The following is a 16,742-nucleotide window of genomic DNA, read 5'->3' as shown; positions in this document are numbered from 1 at the left end:
AACGTGAGCAGCACCCGTGTTGCTCAGGACGAGCCCTTCCAGATACAGTTCATGCTGGAAAATGCACCCAATGTGTCCAGCTTTCAGCCGCCGGCTTTTAACGATTTTGAAATTATGCAGGGCCCTTCCCAGGTGCAGGGACAATCCATTTTCAACGGCAAACGCTCCGAATACATTGCCCTCATATATGTGCTGCAACCCAAGCGGGTGGGCAATTTTACACTGCCCGGCGCTACTGCCCGTGTAAACGGGAATGTAGTACGCTCTAACCCGGTTACCATAGAGGTGATTAAAAGCGCCAACCACAATGCAGCAGCGCCGCCGCCGTCCCAGCAGTCGTTCCCGCCGGGCTTTCCGCCCAGCCGCCGCGCCCCGCAGGATGAAGATGTGGCCGAAGGCATTTTACGCAAAGGCGAAGATGTGGATGCCAAGCTGCGGAAAAATATTTTCCTGAAAGTAGATGTAGATAAAACCACGCTGTACGAAGGCGAGCAGCTAACGGCCACGTATAAACTGTACACCCGCCTGCCTACTAACTCCAGCGTTACCCGCGTACCTGCATTCAAAGGTTTTTCTGCCAAAGACATTGAGCTGCCAAACCCGCCGCAGGCCACTACCGAAAGGGTGAACGGGCAAATGTTCAAAGTATTCACCATCCGTAAAACACTCCTGTTCCCCCTGCAATCCGGCACGCTTGAGCTGGACCCCGTGGAGGTGGATAACCAGGTGCGGCTGGTAAAGCTGGTGCGCGATAACCATAAGCGCTCCAGGGACCCGTTTGAAGACTTCTTTAATGATCCGGGTTTTAAAGATCCGTTCAACGATCCGTTCTTTGATGATTTCTTTAACCGGCCCGAAGTATCTTATGAAGATGTGCCGTATAAAATACAAAGCACACCGGTAAAGATAACGGTAAAACCGCTGCCGGTAGATACACGCCCCGCCAGCTTTAACGGCGCAGTAGGCCACTTTAACATGACCGCCACTATCGACAAAACATCTTTAACTACAGATGACGCGCTCACTCTGAAGGTGGTTATTTCCGGCCAGGGTAATGTAAACCTGCTGAACCAGCCCAAAGTGGAAATACCTTCCAGCTTTGAAAAATACGATCCCAAGGTTACCGATAATATTGAGAAGAACAGCAACCCGCTTTCCGGCAGCCGGCAGTTTGAGTTTGCGCTGATGCCCCTGGAAGCCGGCGAGCAAACTATTCCGCCGGTAGAGTTCTCTTACTTTGATCCCGAAGCGCATGCATATAAAACCATTAAATCGCAGCCCTTTACCATTAAGGTAACGCCGGGCAAACAAAGCAAGCGCGATAAGGAAGATTTCAGCGTTGATAAAAATGTGCTGATACCGGTGCACCTGGGCCCGCAACACTGGACGAAAGACAACGGCCTTATACTGGGCAGCTGGTGGTACTGGCTGCTGCTGGTAGTACCGTTGGCAGCCCTGGTAGCCGGCATCCTGTACCGGCGCCGCCTGCATTACCAGCAAAATAATGCCGCCCTGCTCAGGCACCGCTATGCCAATAAAGCCGCCTTAAAACGGCTGGAGCTGGCCGCGCGGTACCTCAAAGAAGGAAAGGAACGCGCCTTTTATGAAGAAACTTCCCGCGCTGTTTGGGGTTACCTGAGCCATAAGCTGCAGATACCTTTTGCCGACCTGAATAAAGAGCTGGTACAAACCAGGCTGGCCGGCCAGCATATTAACGGGGAAAATACCATGCAGCTGTTTGACCTGCTCGATAACTGTGAAATGGCGCTGTATGCGCCCATGCACAGCAACGATAAAATGCAGGGCACCTACCAGCAGGCCGTAAAAGTTATCAGCCAGCTGGATGAGCAGTTGAAAACAACAAAGCAACAAGTAGTATGAGAGCTGTACGCCATATGATTTTGTTACTGCTGCTGCTGGGCGCCTACAACCTGCAGGCGCAAAACCTTACGCCGCAGCAACAGTTTGATAAGGCCAACACCCTGTACCAGCAAAACAAGTACACTGAGGCAGCCGGTATATATCAGCAGCTGATTAATGAAGGCTACCGGCTGGAAGACCTGTATTTTAACGCCGGCAATGCCTACTATAAAAGCAACCGCACGGGCCAGGCCATTTATAATTACGAAAAAGCATTACAGCTTAACCCGGATAATGAGGCGGCAAGCCATAACCTGGACCTGGCCAACCAGCGGGTACAGGGTTTTACCGACGAGCTGCCCCTGCTGTTCTTCCAGCGGTGGTGGATACAGTGGCAGCACCTGCATACGCCCAACGGCTGGGCCACAGGCAGCATTATCCTTTTCTGGCTGCTTATTGCTGGGCTGCTGGCCTACCTGCTGACCACGTGCTTTAATAACCGCGCAGTTCGTGTGGGTATAGGCGTTATAAGCGGAGTGTTTGTTATATACCTGTTCATGTCTGTTTACACATACAGCAGCCTGCAAAGCCACCACACCGGCATTGTTATGAACAGCGGTATAAAAGCCAAGGCAGCGCCTGACCAGGACGGAAAAGACCTGTTTGAGCTGAATGAAGGAATGAAGGTACAGGTGCTGGATGCTACTGCCGATTATTGTAAAGTACAGCTGGCAGATGGTAAAACCGGCTGGGTAGCCTGCGATGCGGTTAAACGCCTTTGACGGCCGTGTTAAAGCTTTTCTATCCTGGCCATAAACTCCTGCTTACGCTGGCGCGATACCGGTATGCAGCTGCCATCGCTCATAATAATTTCCCCGCCATCTCCCTTAATATATTTATCCATAAACGACAGGTTAATGAGGTAGCTGTGGTGCACACGGAAAAAGCCTTTGTCCTTCAGCACCGCTTCCACTTCCTTTAACGTGCGGCATACCAGGGGCGGGGTTTTCCCATTCTGCAGCTGCAAACGGGTATAAGCGCCTTCTGCCGTGCAGTACACCACATCCCTGGGCAGCACCATGCGCAGCCCTTCCAGCGTGGGCAGGGCCAGGCGCTCGCCGGCCTGCAGGTGCTCATGCAAAAAGTTTAACAGGTTATTGAGCTTTTTGCCCGTAAGCAGCATTTTCCGGGAGGCCGCCTTTTCCACGGCCCGCAGCAGCTCGTCTTTATCTATAGGTTTTAAAAGAAAATCCAGCGCACTGTGGCGGATGGCGCGTATTGCATACTGGTCATAAGCAGTAGTGAAAATAACAGCGAAAGAGGGATTGGAGCAGGCTTCCAGCAGCTCAAACCCGTTCATGCCGGGCATTTCCACGTCCAGGAAAAGCAGCTCCGGGGGCTGCCTTTCAATAGCCTCCAGGGCGGTTGGCCCGTCTGCGCAAACCGCTGCTATGGTTATATCGGGGCAATGCTTGTTAATAAGCAGCTCCAATACATCACGGCAGTGCTTTTCATCATCCACGATAATGGCTTGCATGTACGCTAAGTTGGCTGTAGGCTAGATAATATATTGTCCCTACTGAAAAATTACGAAAATAAACGGAATCTGCTGGTATTGGCGTGGCAGGCAACCTGCTTATACGGCCTGCAGCTGGCGGCTGGTAATATGCTGAAGGTTAATAGTAATGCGGCTGCAGCTGGTTTGGGAGGGCTCATCATAAATGGTTTGCTCCGTTACGGCTGCCTGTATGTGATATTTTTCGCGCATGATCTGCAGGCGTTCTGCAGCTATGGCTACATTGCGGTTCAGCTGCGTGGCGGCATAGGATGCAGGCTGCAGCTCGCCGCTTACGCCGTTATCCTCTACCTGTATGTTCAGCTGGTCCTGGTTGCGGCTGATAACCACCTCCAGCCGGCCACCGCTTTTCTGGGGGCGCTGCAATATGCGGTGCCAGATAGCCTGCTGCACATAAGGCTGTATGATCATGGGCGGCACCAGTATAAACTGCCGGGTTACTTCCGGCGACAGGTACAGCTTATACGTAAACTGGGGCTCAAACCGCAGCTGCTCCAGCTGAATATACAGCTCCAGCGCTTCAATATCTTCCTCAAGGCTTACCCATTCTTTGTTGAAATTAGCTATCATAAGCCGCATGAGCTTTGAGAAGCGCGTAAGGTAAAGGGAGGCCATGTCTGTGCTGGTGCTGAGTATGTAGTGGTGAATGGCGTTAAGGCTGTTAAAGATAAAGTGAGGGTCCAGCTGGGCCTGAAAAGCGTGCAGCTCAAGGTTCACCATGGATTGCCGCCGGTCAATTTCCTGTATGGTATTACGCCTGATCCTTTTTTCCCGGTGGAAAAAATAGTAGCAGATAAGCGCTATGCTTAATACAAAGAATAGCCAGTAGTTCCAATCGCCCGCTGAGAACATATACCCGAATTACAATAACTGATAAGGTTTACAAAAGGATAACAAGCGCATAGCGCCTATTAAATATCTATTAAATCACTATCAATGTAAAGTGGTAATTACTACAAGGCAGTATTTATCGGGCAACCGGAGGGAAAATAACTATAAGTGGCTAAATGGTTTTACTGTTCTGTAAACTTGTAACCAACCCCGCGCACGGAGTGGAAGTATTTGGAGTTGCGGCTGTCTTCCTCAAAGTATTTACGGAAGTTCAGGATAAAGTTGTCAATAGTGCGGGTAGTGGGATATACATTGTAGCCCCATACCACCTGCAGTATTTTCTCACGCGTAACCACTTCTCCTTTGTTCTCTATGAGCAGCTTCAGCAACATGGTTTCCTTTTTGCTCAGCTCATAGCGTTTACCATCCTTGCCTATGCATTCCTGTGCGGCAAAGTCAATGGTATTATTGCCAAAGCGGTAAATATTGGGTACGCTGTCTTTATCCTGTATGCGTTTGTTCTTAACAATCAGCTTTTCTACCCGCAGCAGCAGCTCTTCCAGGTTAAAAGGCTTGGTCATGTAATCGTCCCCGCCCTTTTTAAGCCCCAGCACCCGGTCAGCGCTGCTGTTACGGGCGCTCAGGAACAGGATGGGCACATCGTTATTCTGTATACGAATGTTCTCACACACAGCAATGCCGTCCATTTCCGGCAGCATTATATCCAGTATAATCAGGTCAAAATATTCGTTCTTAACGGCCTTTAAGGCAGTAGTGCCGTTATCTGCGGCGGTTACCTCATATCCTTCCAGCTCCAGGTTCAGCTTTAATGCCTCCTGGAGGTTTTCTTCATCTTCCACCAACAGTATTGATGCCTTGGTTGCTTCTTTCATATCCTTAAATTACGTATTCCGCCTCACAGATGCCGGCGGAACTTAAAATGGTGGAGCAAATTTACGCTGTTTGTACGGAATATAGCGGCCAGGTAATCTCAAAACAAGCGCCTTTGGGGGTGTTGTCCTTTACCTGTATTGCAGCGCCATGCTGCTCCATTATCTTTTTGGTAAGGAACAGGCCCAGGCCTGAGCCTTTGGCCTTACGGGTGTTTTCATTGCCTATGCGGTAAAACTTCAGGAACACCCGCTGGCGTTCTTCCGGCGGCACACCCGGCCCTTCATCCGACACCTGCCACTTGAGCATATGCCCGTTTTCGTATAAACGTACTTTGATGACGGTTTGCTTGGGCGCATATTTTACCGCATTCTCAACCAGGTTATTCAGCACCATTTGCAGCATGAACTTATCACCCTCTACCCATATGCGGGGCTGCAGGTCGGCTATAATCGTATGGGAGGTAATGCGCGCCTGCAGCTCTTTAACGCCGCAATCCAGCAGGGCCGAAAAATCCAGCGGCTCCCTGAAAAGCTTGTAACGTTCTGTTTCCAGCTGGGAGGCCAGCAGAATATTATTACACAGCTGGTCCAGCCGGTTGGTTTCCTTAATGGTGTTCTCTACCAGCTTTTGCTGCTTTTCAGGGTCCAGCTTGTGTTTACGGATGGTTTCCAGGTTCAGTTTGGCCGCTGCAATAGGCGATTTAAGCTCATGCGTTACCGCCATCATAAAGTTCTGCTGCTGCCGGGTAAGCTTTATCTGCTTCCATATAGAGCGGTATACGAAAAAGGCGCCCAGCAATATAATGCCCAGGAAGGTGCCGCCCTCTCCAAAGAACTTGAAGGTGCGCATGCGTTCATCCCTTTCTATGCGCTGCAGCTCCAGTTTGTACTCTACAGGATGTACGGTGTTATCAATACGCAGGTCAAGGTTACGGCGCTCAAAATCGGTGATCTGCCTGCTTTGCCAGAACAGCAGCACGCCCCACCATACCAGCGCCAGTATGGTGTAGGCCAGTACAAAAAAATAAATGAAGGAGGCTACCTTCTGGTCCTGTAGCTTATGAAAGAAACGTTTCATGGCCGTGCGCCGGCTTTCTCTATCCGCAGTCCTACATTCATTACATAAGGCAGCGGATTTTGCCGCATATTTTGTTCAAATGTAAAACGATAGGTGCCTGGTTTATTCAAAATGGCCCGCTCCTGTATAGGAATGCGGTGCTCATAAATATCATCCAGCCCGCTGCCCAGCCATTTGCCGGAGGCATCGGCCAGCGGCAGCTCTACCCTGCGCGACTGCCAGGAGCTGTCGCCCGGGTACTGGGTGCCTATCAGCAGCCATATATTGCTGTAAGGGTAGGCATCCTGGTGGCGGATGTTCACATAAATGTTATACAGGTAGGCGGTGTCTTCCGGGTTAATGGTTACTTCAAACACGGGTTTGTATTGATAGCTCCATTTGTGCCCGGGTATTTCCTGGTTCTTTTCATAGGCATCCATCTTAGCAGGCAGGCAGGATGCCAGTCCCAGGCAGGCTGTTAGCATGGCCGCTGCTATGCGTTTCAGAAATTGACTATAGTACATTTAATACTTGTTCTTTGGCCTTTTCCAGTTCGTCTTTCATTAATACCACCCATTGCTGTATACCGGCGTCATTGGCTTTGGAGCCGGTGGTGTTTATTTCCCGGCCTACTTCCTGCAGCACAAAACCCAGCTTTTTACCTTTGGCTACATCTGCATCATTGAGTATTTCCTTGAAATAACGGCAGTGGTTTTCCAGGCGCACCAGCTCTTCAGATATATCCAGCTTTTCCAGGTAAAAGATCAGCTCCTGTTCCAGCCGGTTCTCGTCTACATTCTCCTTGCCTACATATTCTGCCAGCAATTGCTCCAGGCGCTGGCGTATACGGTCTTTACGCAGGGGGTCCAGCTCCCGGACCTTTACACAGTAGCTTTCTATATTTTCTATGCGCAGCAGCAGGTCGGCTTCCAGCACATTGCCTTCGTTCTGGCGGTGAGTGTCCAGCTCCTCCAATGCTGCTTTCAGCACCTGTTGCACGGCCAGCCAGTCTTGTTCTGCAATTTGCTCGGTAGCAGGGGTTACCACTTCCGGCAGCTTCATGAGCACATTCAGCATATCATCCTGCGGCAGGTTCAGCTCTGCAGCCAGGGTGGTAATGGACTGGTAGTAGAAGCGGGCCAGCTCCGTATTTACCATTACCGGCCGGGTGGCGCCGTTTTGCCGTATGTTAATGGTGGTGTCGAGCGTGCCGCGCTGCAGCACCTGCTGCATTTGGTTACGGATGTCAAACTCATATGGTCTTAACAAGGGAGATAACTTGAGGTTCACCTCAAACTGTTTCCCGTTTAACGATTTTATCTCCACCGTGATGGTGGTTTCTCCCCGCGTGTTCTCAGCCCTTCCAAACCCGGTCATTGATTTCAGCATATGAATTGTTTGTAGGTAACAAACCTAGCTAAATTAGTGCAAAGCGCAAAGGATGGGGAGAGAATAAGGTTATTTGAACAGTGCGTTGTACACCTGCTCACGCCGGAGCTGCAGCATGTCGCCGGGCTGCAGTCCGTTCAGGGTGAGGCCTGCTATCCGGTAACGGATAAGCCTCAACGTTGGATAGCCAACGGCGGCGGTCATTTTGCGCACCTGCCGGTTCTTGCCTTCTTTAAGCAGCAGCCGGATCCAGGGGGCAGGTATCTCTTTCCGGAAACGGATGGGCGGGTTGCGTTCCGGCACCGGCGGCGGTGTTTCAAAAAGCGCTGCTTTACCGGGTTGGGTATGATAAGGCTTCCCATCTACCGTTATTTGTACGCCCTGCTGCAGCTGCGCAGTGGCGGCAGGCGTAATAGCCCCGTCTACCTGCACCCAGTATTCCCTTTCATGTGCAAAGCGCGGGTTTAATAAACGGTGGTTCAATGATTTATCATTGGTTAGCAGTAATAGTCCTTCACTATCATAATCCAGCCGGCCCACAGGATATACATCCCTGGGTACTGTAAAATGGTCTGCCAGGCTGGATTTGCCAGGCTCCTTACTGAACTGTGTAAGCACCTGGTAAGGTTTATAAATGAGGTAGTAATGCAGTAGCAACGGAATATGCCCTTTGGTGAACGCCCTGCAAATTAGTAATTTTGCACTATCACATATGGGCACTCCTATTCACCAGATTACCTGTCAACATTGTAAAGCCCGCTTTGGTGCTATCTTTTGCAAAGCGGAAGATGAAAATATTGCTGCTATTAATGAAGCCCGGGTATGCTCCCTGTATAAAAAAGGACAGGTTATTTTCCAGGAGGGCGCGCATTCATTTGGTATTTACTGCATTAATTCCGGTAAGGTAAAGCTAACCCACAGCGGCGACGATGGCCGTGAGCAGATCATTCGCCTGGGAAAGGCCGGTGATATAATGGGCTATAAAGCCCTGTTAAGCGGCGAACGGCTTACCGCAACGGCTATTGCGCTGGAAGATGCGCAGGTATGTTTTATTCCCAAAGACCTGTTCCTGAACGTACTGCAAAAAGATCCCAGCCTTTCCCTTGAAATGATGCGCATTCTCTCCAGCGAACTGCGCAAAGCTGAATTAAAGATCACCCACCTGGCCCAGAAACCGGTAAGAGAACGCCTGGCAGAAACCCTGCTGTTCATTCACGAAACCTATGGCGTGGAAAGCGATGGGCAAACCCTGAACGTACGCCTTTCAAGAGAAGAAATAGCCAACCTGGTTGGCACCGCTACCGAATCGGCCATCCGTTTACTCTCCGAATTCAGGAAAGAAGGCCTCATAGAGCTGGAAGGTAAAAAGATACGCCTGCTGCAAATGGAACACCTTATAAAAACCGCTAACCTCCAGGATTAGCAAGGAAAAGCACTTTATTACGTTTACACGCCGACGTTATTTTTCAAGCTGTTTTAAGCCGCCGTTTTAAACATTTGCATGCGCTGTTTTATGTGCAAAGGCATCCTTTTATGATTAGCCCGCACACTTTTTATATGCTTGCCTGCCTTTTAACAGTAAAGCGGGGTTTTAAAAAGGCTAAAGGGTAAAAAAACCAGGTTTGCTTACTTTCACCTGTATAAACACCAAACGGATAAAAAGCTATAAAAACAAGCGTTGCTTTTAAGCGTGATAAAAAAGAATGCAGCTGTAAATGCACGGCTGCAGCGGATTTCAAGGGCAATAAAAAAAGTCTGACCGTGCGAACAATCAGACTTTCTTGTTATGTGAATGGGTTAGTAAGTACAGGGAAACAAAATTCCCTACACAATATTAAAAAGAATTTCATGACAAAAGAAAAAATTTACAAAAAATTTTATTCACACCACTAAAAAAAGTGTGGATAACAACAGTCTGAAACAGGAAGCAGGAAGGCAGCACCAGCAACCAAACTTTCACCTAACTTTGTTCACCTAAAATCACTCACTAATTCAATTCGCTATGAAGTTTGAAGCACCTGTTGCCGTTACCGAGATAGCCGCTATTATAGGCGCAGCGCTGGAAGGCAACCATCAGCTGATGGCTGCGGGCATCAATGAAATCCATAAGGTACAGGAAGGAGATATATCATTTGTTGACTTTGAAAAGTACTATGATACCGCCCTTAATTCTGCCGCTACCATTATCATCATCAACAAAAAAGTAGCCTGCCCCGAAGGCAAGGCATTACTGGTTACCGACGATCCTTTCAGTGCATATGTATCCCTGGTAAAACGTTACCGCCCTTTTGAACCAGCCTCCAAACCCATCAGCGATACCGCCGTTATAGGCAAAGACACCATTATACAACCTAACGTATTCATTGGTAATCATGTGCGTATAGGCAACAATTGCATCATACATCCCAACGTTACTATTTATGACCACTGTGTAATTGGCAACAACGTAATCATTCATGCCGGTACCGTTATAGGCGCCGATGCCTTTTACTTCAAAAAAAGAAAGGAACGCGCTGTTATGTATGATAAGCTTGAAAGCTGCGGCCGGGTGATTATTGAAGATGATGTGGAGATAGGTGCGGGCTGCACCATTGATAAAGGCGTAAGCGGCGATACCATCATAGGCCAGGGCACCAAGCTGGATAACATGATACACATTGGCCACGGCACCGTAATAGGCCGCAACTGTTTGTTTGCCGCACAGGTGGGCATAGGCGGTAAAGCCAAGGTGGAAGATAACGTGATCCTCTGGGGGCAGGTAGGCGTATCAAAAGACCTGGTAATAGGTAAAGACGCCATTGTGCTGGCGCAAAGCGGTGTGCCCAGCTCCCTGGAAGGCGGCAAAGTGTACTTTGGCTACCCGGCAGAAGAAGCCCGCAGCAAAAAGAGAGAGCTGGCCTGGATAAAACGTATACCTGAGCTGTGGGAAAAGGTCATGAACAAATAGCTGTAAGCAGTTAGCTTTTAGCTATCAGCCGGGTGCTTAAATAGCTAAGAGCTAACCGCTAACGGTCAACTGCTAATCTCTTTTACATGCATATATCCCTTTTACTGCGCTTTACTGCATTTATCCTGTGCCTGGGCAGCACAGCCAACCATATAACGCCTGCCGCCAGGCATGCCGGCCATAACCTTTATACCAATGACCAGGAGTGGAAGGTTACCATAAACGACGGCTGGTTTTCCGCAAAAACACTCCGTTACGGCGCCTACAGCACCAGCCCCCGTAAGAACGGCGTAACCCCTGCAGCCAACCTTACCTTTAAGAACATTGATAACGCCTTTAACTTCCTGGTGAAAGACAGCAGTGAGCAGATACTGGTACAAGCCCTCAATACCCCGCGCGTTACTTTTTCCGGCAGGTCTTTACCTGCATGGCTGGATAAAACGCCGCCTACCAACCCGCTTTTTTACATGCTTATTAACGGCACCCAAAGCAATCCGCTGGTGCGCTGGGAGCTGCTGTTAAAGAATCCGCACTTCCTGGAGCTGAATGATAATAAGCCTGTGGGCATACTCCGCTCACCAGGTACCGACATCCGCATTACTGCGCATAACCGTTTTGGTATCGCTAATTCTTACGAAAAGCTGTGCTATGAATTTCATTACAAAGGCAATGCAATAGCTGCTGTAATGCCGGGCCAGCAGCCCAGGGTATGGGTAAGTAAAAAAGTAAGCGGTGATATGCAAAAGGTGCTGGCGGCTGCCATAGGCGCCCTGTTATTCAGATAGCCGGCCGGCTGCAACATCCTGCAGAAAATCGTTACATACCCGGGCAATGGTTTGTTCCAGCGGGGTAAACCGGAATGCCGGCAATGCCGCTAATATCTTACTGTTGTTATAGTATATTTTCATTTGGGCGGTACGGGCTGTTTCTTTTGTTACCAGGGGCTTGCTTTTTGTAAACCGGCCTTTCAGCTTTTCCATACGCCATACCAGCTCTGCCTGCCAGGGCTGTACATTAACGTGCGGCGGCTTTTTATGCAGGCGGGCGGCCATTTCCGTAAACAGGCGCTGGTAGCTCCAGTTCTCCGAAGAAAGAATGTACCGCTGCCCGCTGACATCACTATCCATTAATGCGCACATAACCTGCACTACATCCGCTACATCTACATACCCGTTTATGCCCCGGGTATAAAAAGGAAACTCTTTCCAGGCGTTTTTGAACAGCGCGCCCGAGCCATCGTGCCAGAAACCGCTGCCCAGGATAATGGAAGGGTTAACAATGGCTGCCGGCAAACCCTCTGCCACCCCGCGCCATACCTCCATTTCACTGCGGTATTTGCTTACTGCATAGCGGGAGTCGTTACGGCTTTCCTGCCATTCATTATTCTCATCAATCGCCACATCATCTTTAGCGCGGCCCAGGGCCGCCACGGAGCTTACATGCACCAGCTTTTGCACGCCGGCATCCAGCGCCAGGTTCACTACATTGGCAGTACCTTCTACATTCACCTGCATCATATGGCGGTGCTCAGCCGGCTGAAAAGATACTACGGCTGCGCAGTGATATACCTGGGTAATATCCTGCATGGCCTCTTCCAGGGCTATCACATCCAGCACATCGCCCTGGAACCAGTTAATGTGCGCCTGTATATCCTGTAAATGAGCGGGTATCTGGCGGCGGTACAATGCACGCACCGGCTTACCGGCCTTTACCAGTGCCCGTAGTAAATAACTGCCTAAAAAACCTGTGCCGCCGGTAACTAAGATCATGAAATGGTTGTTCGCCTGTTTAATAAATGGGCAAAAGTAAGCATTAGGAACGACTCGTTTACGAAATGATAATGCATGTAGGCCTGCATTTTTTTATGAAAACCACGCTTGCGTTGAACGGCTTCATTCGTAATTACTCATACGCCAATTACACTCAAAGCATGCATATCCACGTAAGCCTTTCAAAGAAACACCCAGCCCTTAACCCGCCTTCTTTATAATTATCCATACATCCGTTTCGCTCAACCGCATTCTTACATCCATGGCCTTTCAAAAAAAATCCTCATTCCTTAAACCGCCTCATTCGTAATTATTCATACGCATAATTACTTTCAACGGCATTTTCGGCAGAGCGGAACAGGCAATGCATTGCGTTGCGGGGCCGTAACGGGGAACAATTCGTAATTGACAATTCGCAATTACAACGATCATTCGTAATTATAAAAGCCTTTCCCGCTTTTACGCCCCAGGTGGCCCTGTGCTACCAGCGCTTCCTGCAGGGTATTGGGCGCAAAACGCGGCGCCTGCGCAAACGCATTATATAACGACTGCGTTACGGCCAGGTTCACATCATTACCTATCAGGTCCATTAATGCAAAGGGGCCCATGCGGAACCCCGTGCTTTCCAGCAGGCGGTCAATGGCTGCAAAGCCGGCCAGCTGTTGTTCCGCGGCTTTCATGGCCTCCAGGTAATAATGCCGCGCTACCCGGTTCACGATAAAGCCCGGCGCATCTTTTACATGTACCGGCGTTTTACCCATGCTTTGCGCCAGGGCATACACCAATCCGGCGGTTGCAGGGCTGGTATGCTCCGCGCTTACCACCTCTACCAGCTTCATAAGCGGGGCCGGGTTAAAAAAGTGCATGCCTGCCACACGGGATGGGTTTACAACGCCCGCAGCTATACGGGAAACGGATAAAGAGGAGGTATTGCTGGCAAAAATGGTATTGGCGGGGTTAAGCTCCGCCAGCTGGTTAAACAGTGCTGTTTTGGCCGGTAATTGTTCAGCAATGGCTTCTATTACCACCTGCGCCACGCAATCCTGCAGGCGGGAGGTGAGCTGCAGGCGGCTTTGCGCAGCTGCGCTGTCTGCGGCAGACAGCTTTCCTTTGGCTACTGCCGCATCCAGGTGTTGGGCTATTTGTGCTTTTGCCTTATGCAGCATGGCCGGCTGTATATCATACAACAGGGTATGGTAGCCGCTTACAGCCGCTACCTGTGCAATGCCGGCGCCCATGGTACCGGCGCCGCATACAGCAATGGTATTGATTTCCGGGAGAGATAGCATGGCAATGGCATCTATACCGCGCCTGTGAACTGTTCAAGGAAGCGGGTATCGTTTTCGGAGAATAAACGGAGGTCTTTGATCTGGTATTTCAGCATGGTAATACGTTCTATGCCCATGCCAAATGCAAAGCCGGTATATTTTTCAGGATCTATGCCGCAGTTTTCCAGCACTTTGGGGTGCACCATGCCGCAGCCCAGTATTTCCACCCAACCGGTATGCTTGCATACCGAGCAACCTTCGCCGCCGCAGATAATGCAGGATATGTCCATTTCGGCGCTGGGCTCTGTAAACGGGAAGTAGGAAGGGCGGAAGCGGATGCGAATGTCCTCGCCAAACAGCTCCTTTACAAAGTGGTACAGCGTTTGTTTCAGGTCGGCAAAAGAAACATTTTCATCAATGTACAGCCCTTCCGCCTGGTGAAAGAAGCAGTGCGCGCGGGAGCTGATGGTTTCATTACGGTACACACGGCCCGGGCATATTACGCGAATGGGCAGCTGACCGGCTTCCATAGTGCGTACCTGTACGCTGGAGGTATGCGTGCGCAGCAGCCAGTCGGGATTTTTGCTGATGTAAAAGGTGTCCTGCATGTCGCGGGCAGGATGGTTTTCCGGCAGGTTCAGCGCCGTAAAGTTGTGCCAGTCGTCTTCAATTTCCGGCCCTTCTGCTACGGTATAACCCAGCCGTTCAAATATATCGATGATCTTATTGCGTACAATGCTGATGGGATGGCGTGTACCCAGGCGGTGCGGCTCTGCAGGCAGGCTAAAGTCAACCGCAGCGGCCGTAGGGGCTGCACCGTTCTTCAGCTGCTCATACTGCGCATACTTTTCTTCTGCCAGCTGCTTAAAGCTGTTCAGCACCTGCCCAAACTCTTTTTTACGTTCATTGGGCACCTGCTTCATTTCGCCGAACATGGCTTTTACAATACCTTTTGTGCCAAGAAACTTAATGCGGTATTGCTCCAGCTCATCTGCCGTAGCGGGTGTAAAGGCCTGTATTTCCTGTGTATAGGCCGCTATTTGCTGTACTATCTGCTCCATAGGGCAACAAAGATAAGAGAAATCAGATTTGCCAAAAAAATCTTACCTTTTGGGGTACAAATACCCACTATGACTGTTGCCGGCTACATTGGAGTAGTAATTGCGCTCCTGGTGTGTATTGTTATCCTCTGTGTACTGCTGCTAGAATATATACGCAAATATCAGGCAGAAGCTACTGTTAATTATTTTGCCACCTCCCTTTTCGGACTAAATACCATTGATGATATTTTGTGGGACATTGCCAAAAACTGCATCCGCAAGCTGCATTTTGAAGATTGCATAATATACCTGCTGGATGAAGAGCGGCAGGTGCTGCTGCAAAAGGCGGCCTACGGCCCCAAGAACCCCGTGCATTTTGAAATAAAGCATCCCATTGAAATTCCTGTAGGGCAGGGCATTACCGGTACGGTAGCCGCTACCGGCAAACCGGAAATTGTAATGAACACCCGCAAAGATGCGCGTTATATAATGGATGATAAACGCCGCCTTTCTGAAATAGCCGTACCCATTTTTTATGAAGGTAAAGTGATTGGGGTAATAGACTCGGAACATCACCGCCCGGGCTTTTACAGGCCCAAACATATCCGCCTGCTGGAAAAAATAGCGGCCATTTGCGCAACCAAGATCGGTAAAACGCTGGCCGAGCAAAAAGCGCTGCAGCGGGAGGCAGAGGTGCAGCTGCTGCACCGGCAGCTGGCCGAGCTGCGGCTGGTAACGCTGAAGTCGCAAATGAACCCGCACTTCCTGTTCAATTGCCTGAACGGCATTTATAACTGCCTGCTTACAGGTCACATGCAAAAGGCGGAAGAGTATATCTCCAGCTTTGCCCGCCTGCTGCGCATGGTGCTGATGCATGCAGAAAAGAACTTTATTTCCCTGCACGATGAAATGGACCTGCTGCAGTACTACCTGAAAATAGAAAGCCTGCGTACCGACCATGCCTTTACCTATACCATGCAGCTGGATGAAAACATTGACCCCGTAGCCTGTTATGTGCCGGGTATGCTGATACAGCCTTTCCTGGAAAACGCCGTTTGGCACGGGTTAATGAATAAAACCGGCGACAAGCAGCTGCATATTCACTGGCAGCAGCAGCAGCAAAACATGCTGGTATGCGAGATAACGGATAATGGTATAGGCAGGGGCGAAGCAGCCAGGCAGGCAGAGCACGGGTTAAAAACAGGCCGTTACCAATCCAAGGGCATGCACCTGTGCCAGGAGCGGGTAGACCTGTATAAATCCCTGTTCAATACTACCTTTAGCATACAGGTAACCGACCTTACAGACGCTGCCAACCAGCCGGCAGGCACCAAAGTAACCATTGCTTTTGAAATGAACCCCGAGATAATGGCCGAACAAATACTTTAAAAGATAAGCTTATAACCTACCCCGCGGATGTTCACGATCTGTACCCGCGGGTCTTCTTTCAGGTAGCGCCGCAGCTTGGTGATAAACACATCCATGCTGCGGGCATTGAAAAAGCTGTCGTCGCCCCAAAGATCCATCAGTACGGCTTTGCGCTCCATTACCTGGTTTTTGTTATCGTACAGGCGGCGCAGTATTTCCGCTTCGCGGTGTGAAAGAAACGCGGAGTTATTATTGCGTGTAAGCGTTTGCTTAATGTAGTTAAAGGCATACTGCCCTATCATTACCACCTCGTCGCCGGACGTGCCGGGCGCCGGTGCAGGCTGCTCGCCGGCGCGCTTCAGCAGCGCCTTAATACGAACAATCAGCTCATCCATGCTAAAGGGCTTTTTCAGGTAGTCGTTACCGCCCAGCTCAAACCCTTTTACCACATCTGCTGTTTGCGATTTGGCAGTAAGAAATATAATGGGGGTTACCTTATCCTGCTTGCGGATTTCCGTGGTTACGGTAAATCCATCCATATTAGGCATCATAATATCCAGCACTACCACGTCCGGGTGGTGCTGCTGGTACAGGCGCAGGCCTTCCTTACCATCTTCCGCATACAACATATCAAAGCCGCGCATTTCCAGGCTGTCCTTTACGATCTGGCCCAGCTGGTACTCGTCTTCTATCAGTAATACTTTTGACATAATCATGTACGATTTTTAGCGCTGCAGGTTCCGG

The 16,742-nt window shown here is 49.9% G+C and carries 17 protein-coding genes; 6 read left to right on the top strand and 11 right to left on the bottom strand.

The window, feature by feature from the left end:
* Window positions 1-3: 3 nt before the first annotated feature.
* Together VFS25_RS00305 and VFS25_RS00300 are read left to right on the top strand one after the other, a co-directional pair.
* Window positions 4-1,881 (top strand): BatD family protein, encoded by a 1,878-nt coding sequence (locus VFS25_RS00305; RefSeq protein ID WP_326460108.1) that lies wholly within the window; start codon window positions 4-6, stop codon window positions 1,879-1,881.
* Complete coding sequence (locus VFS25_RS00300; RefSeq protein WP_326460107.1) at window positions 1,878-2,642, top strand: SH3 domain-containing protein; 765 nt, start codon at window positions 1,878-1,880, stop codon at window positions 2,640-2,642. The genes VFS25_RS00305 and VFS25_RS00300 overlap by 4 nt, the downstream gene beginning before the upstream one ends.
* An 8-nt stretch (window positions 2,643-2,650) precedes the next feature.
* Here the strand turns inward: VFS25_RS00300 and VFS25_RS00295 are convergent, their stop codons facing one another.
* The 7 genes from VFS25_RS00295 to VFS25_RS00265 all read right to left on the bottom strand — a co-directional run bounded on the left by VFS25_RS00295 (window position 2,651) and on the right by VFS25_RS00265 (window position 8,263).
* On the bottom strand, window positions 2,651-3,397 hold the full coding sequence (locus VFS25_RS00295) for a LytTR family DNA-binding domain-containing protein (RefSeq protein WP_326460106.1): 747 nt from the start codon (window positions 3,395-3,397) through the stop codon (window positions 2,651-2,653).
* Between the two features lie 99 nt (window positions 3,398-3,496).
* The gene (locus VFS25_RS00290) at window positions 3,497-4,288 is read right to left on the bottom strand and encodes a histidine kinase (protein WP_326460105.1); all 792 of its coding nucleotides are present in this window, start codon (window positions 4,286-4,288) and stop codon (window positions 3,497-3,499) included.
* Window positions 4,289-4,449: 161 nt separating this feature from the next.
* On the bottom strand, window positions 4,450-5,160 hold the full coding sequence (locus VFS25_RS00285; protein ID WP_326460104.1) for a response regulator transcription factor: 711 nt from the start codon (window positions 5,158-5,160) through the stop codon (window positions 4,450-4,452).
* A 61-nt stretch (window positions 5,161-5,221) separates the two neighbouring features.
* Window positions 5,222-6,238: a sensor histidine kinase gene (locus VFS25_RS00280; protein ID WP_326460103.1), complete on the bottom strand. Its 1,017-nt coding sequence runs from the start codon at window positions 6,236-6,238 to the stop codon at window positions 5,222-5,224.
* Window positions 6,235-6,741, bottom strand: a complete 507-nt coding sequence (locus tag VFS25_RS00275) for a gliding motility lipoprotein GldH (protein ID WP_326460102.1) — start codon at window positions 6,739-6,741, stop codon at window positions 6,235-6,237. Before VFS25_RS00275 ends, VFS25_RS00280 begins: the two co-directional genes overlap by 4 nt.
* Complete coding sequence (locus VFS25_RS00270; RefSeq protein ID WP_326460101.1) at window positions 6,731-7,606, bottom strand: YicC/YloC family endoribonuclease; 876 nt, start codon at window positions 7,604-7,606, stop codon at window positions 6,731-6,733. The genes VFS25_RS00275 and VFS25_RS00270 overlap by 11 nt, the downstream gene beginning before the upstream one ends.
* Window positions 7,607-7,675: 69 nt before the next feature.
* A complete protein-coding gene (locus VFS25_RS00265; RefSeq protein ID WP_326460100.1) occupies window positions 7,676-8,263 on the bottom strand; it encodes a pseudouridine synthase in 588 nt (195 codons plus the stop codon).
* A gap of 55 nt (window positions 8,264-8,318) precedes the next feature.
* On the opposite strand from VFS25_RS00265, the gene VFS25_RS00260 reads away from it, so the two are divergent.
* From VFS25_RS00260 to VFS25_RS00250, 3 genes are all read left to right on the top strand, one after another.
* On the top strand, window positions 8,319-9,029 hold the full coding sequence (locus VFS25_RS00260; protein ID WP_326460099.1) for a Crp/Fnr family transcriptional regulator: 711 nt from the start codon (window positions 8,319-8,321) through the stop codon (window positions 9,027-9,029).
* Window positions 9,030-9,608: 579 nt separating this feature from the next.
* Window positions 9,609-10,553, top strand: coding sequence for a UDP-3-O-(3-hydroxymyristoyl)glucosamine N-acyltransferase (locus VFS25_RS00255; RefSeq protein WP_326460098.1), 945 nt, complete (start codon window positions 9,609-9,611; stop codon window positions 10,551-10,553).
* Window positions 10,554-10,639: 86 nt separating this feature from the next.
* Window positions 10,640-11,338 (top strand): hypothetical protein, encoded by a 699-nt coding sequence (locus VFS25_RS00250; RefSeq protein WP_326460097.1) that lies wholly within the window; start codon window positions 10,640-10,642, stop codon window positions 11,336-11,338.
* On the opposite strand, the gene VFS25_RS00245 is transcribed toward VFS25_RS00250, so the two are convergent.
* The 3 genes from VFS25_RS00245 to pheS all read right to left on the bottom strand — a co-directional run bounded on the left by VFS25_RS00245 (window position 11,327) and on the right by pheS (window position 14,651).
* Window positions 11,327-12,322, bottom strand: a complete 996-nt coding sequence (locus VFS25_RS00245) for an NAD-dependent epimerase/dehydratase family protein (RefSeq protein ID WP_326460096.1) — start codon at window positions 12,320-12,322, stop codon at window positions 11,327-11,329. The two genes, VFS25_RS00250 and VFS25_RS00245, sit on opposite strands and share 12 nt — an antisense overlap.
* A 428-nt stretch (window positions 12,323-12,750) precedes the next feature.
* Complete coding sequence (locus tag VFS25_RS00240) at window positions 12,751-13,611, bottom strand: 3-hydroxyacyl-CoA dehydrogenase NAD-binding domain-containing protein (protein WP_326460095.1); 861 nt, start codon at window positions 13,609-13,611, stop codon at window positions 12,751-12,753.
* An 11-nt stretch (window positions 13,612-13,622) separates the two neighbouring features.
* Window positions 13,623-14,651 (bottom strand): phenylalanine--tRNA ligase subunit alpha, encoded by a 1,029-nt coding sequence (pheS, locus tag VFS25_RS00235; RefSeq protein ID WP_326460094.1) that lies wholly within the window; start codon window positions 14,649-14,651, stop codon window positions 13,623-13,625.
* A gap of 69 nt (window positions 14,652-14,720) precedes the next feature.
* On the opposite strand from pheS, the gene VFS25_RS00230 reads away from it, so the two are divergent.
* Window positions 14,721-16,019 (top strand): histidine kinase, encoded by a 1,299-nt coding sequence (locus tag VFS25_RS00230; protein WP_326460093.1) that lies wholly within the window; start codon window positions 14,721-14,723, stop codon window positions 16,017-16,019.
* Here VFS25_RS00230 and VFS25_RS00225 read toward each other — a convergent pair.
* A complete protein-coding gene (locus VFS25_RS00225; RefSeq protein ID WP_326460092.1) occupies window positions 16,016-16,708 on the bottom strand; it encodes a response regulator transcription factor in 693 nt (230 codons plus the stop codon). The genes VFS25_RS00230 and VFS25_RS00225 overlap by 4 nt on opposite strands.
* Between the last annotated feature and the right edge of the window lie 34 nt (window positions 16,709-16,742).

The sequence above is a fragment of the Chitinophaga sp. genome, from assembly GCF_035761305.1.
Classification (GTDB): Bacteria; Bacteroidota; Bacteroidia; order Chitinophagales; family Chitinophagaceae; genus Chitinophaga.
Note: the sequence above shows the minus strand (reverse complement) of the source record. Positions and strands in the feature narration are given on the sequence as shown.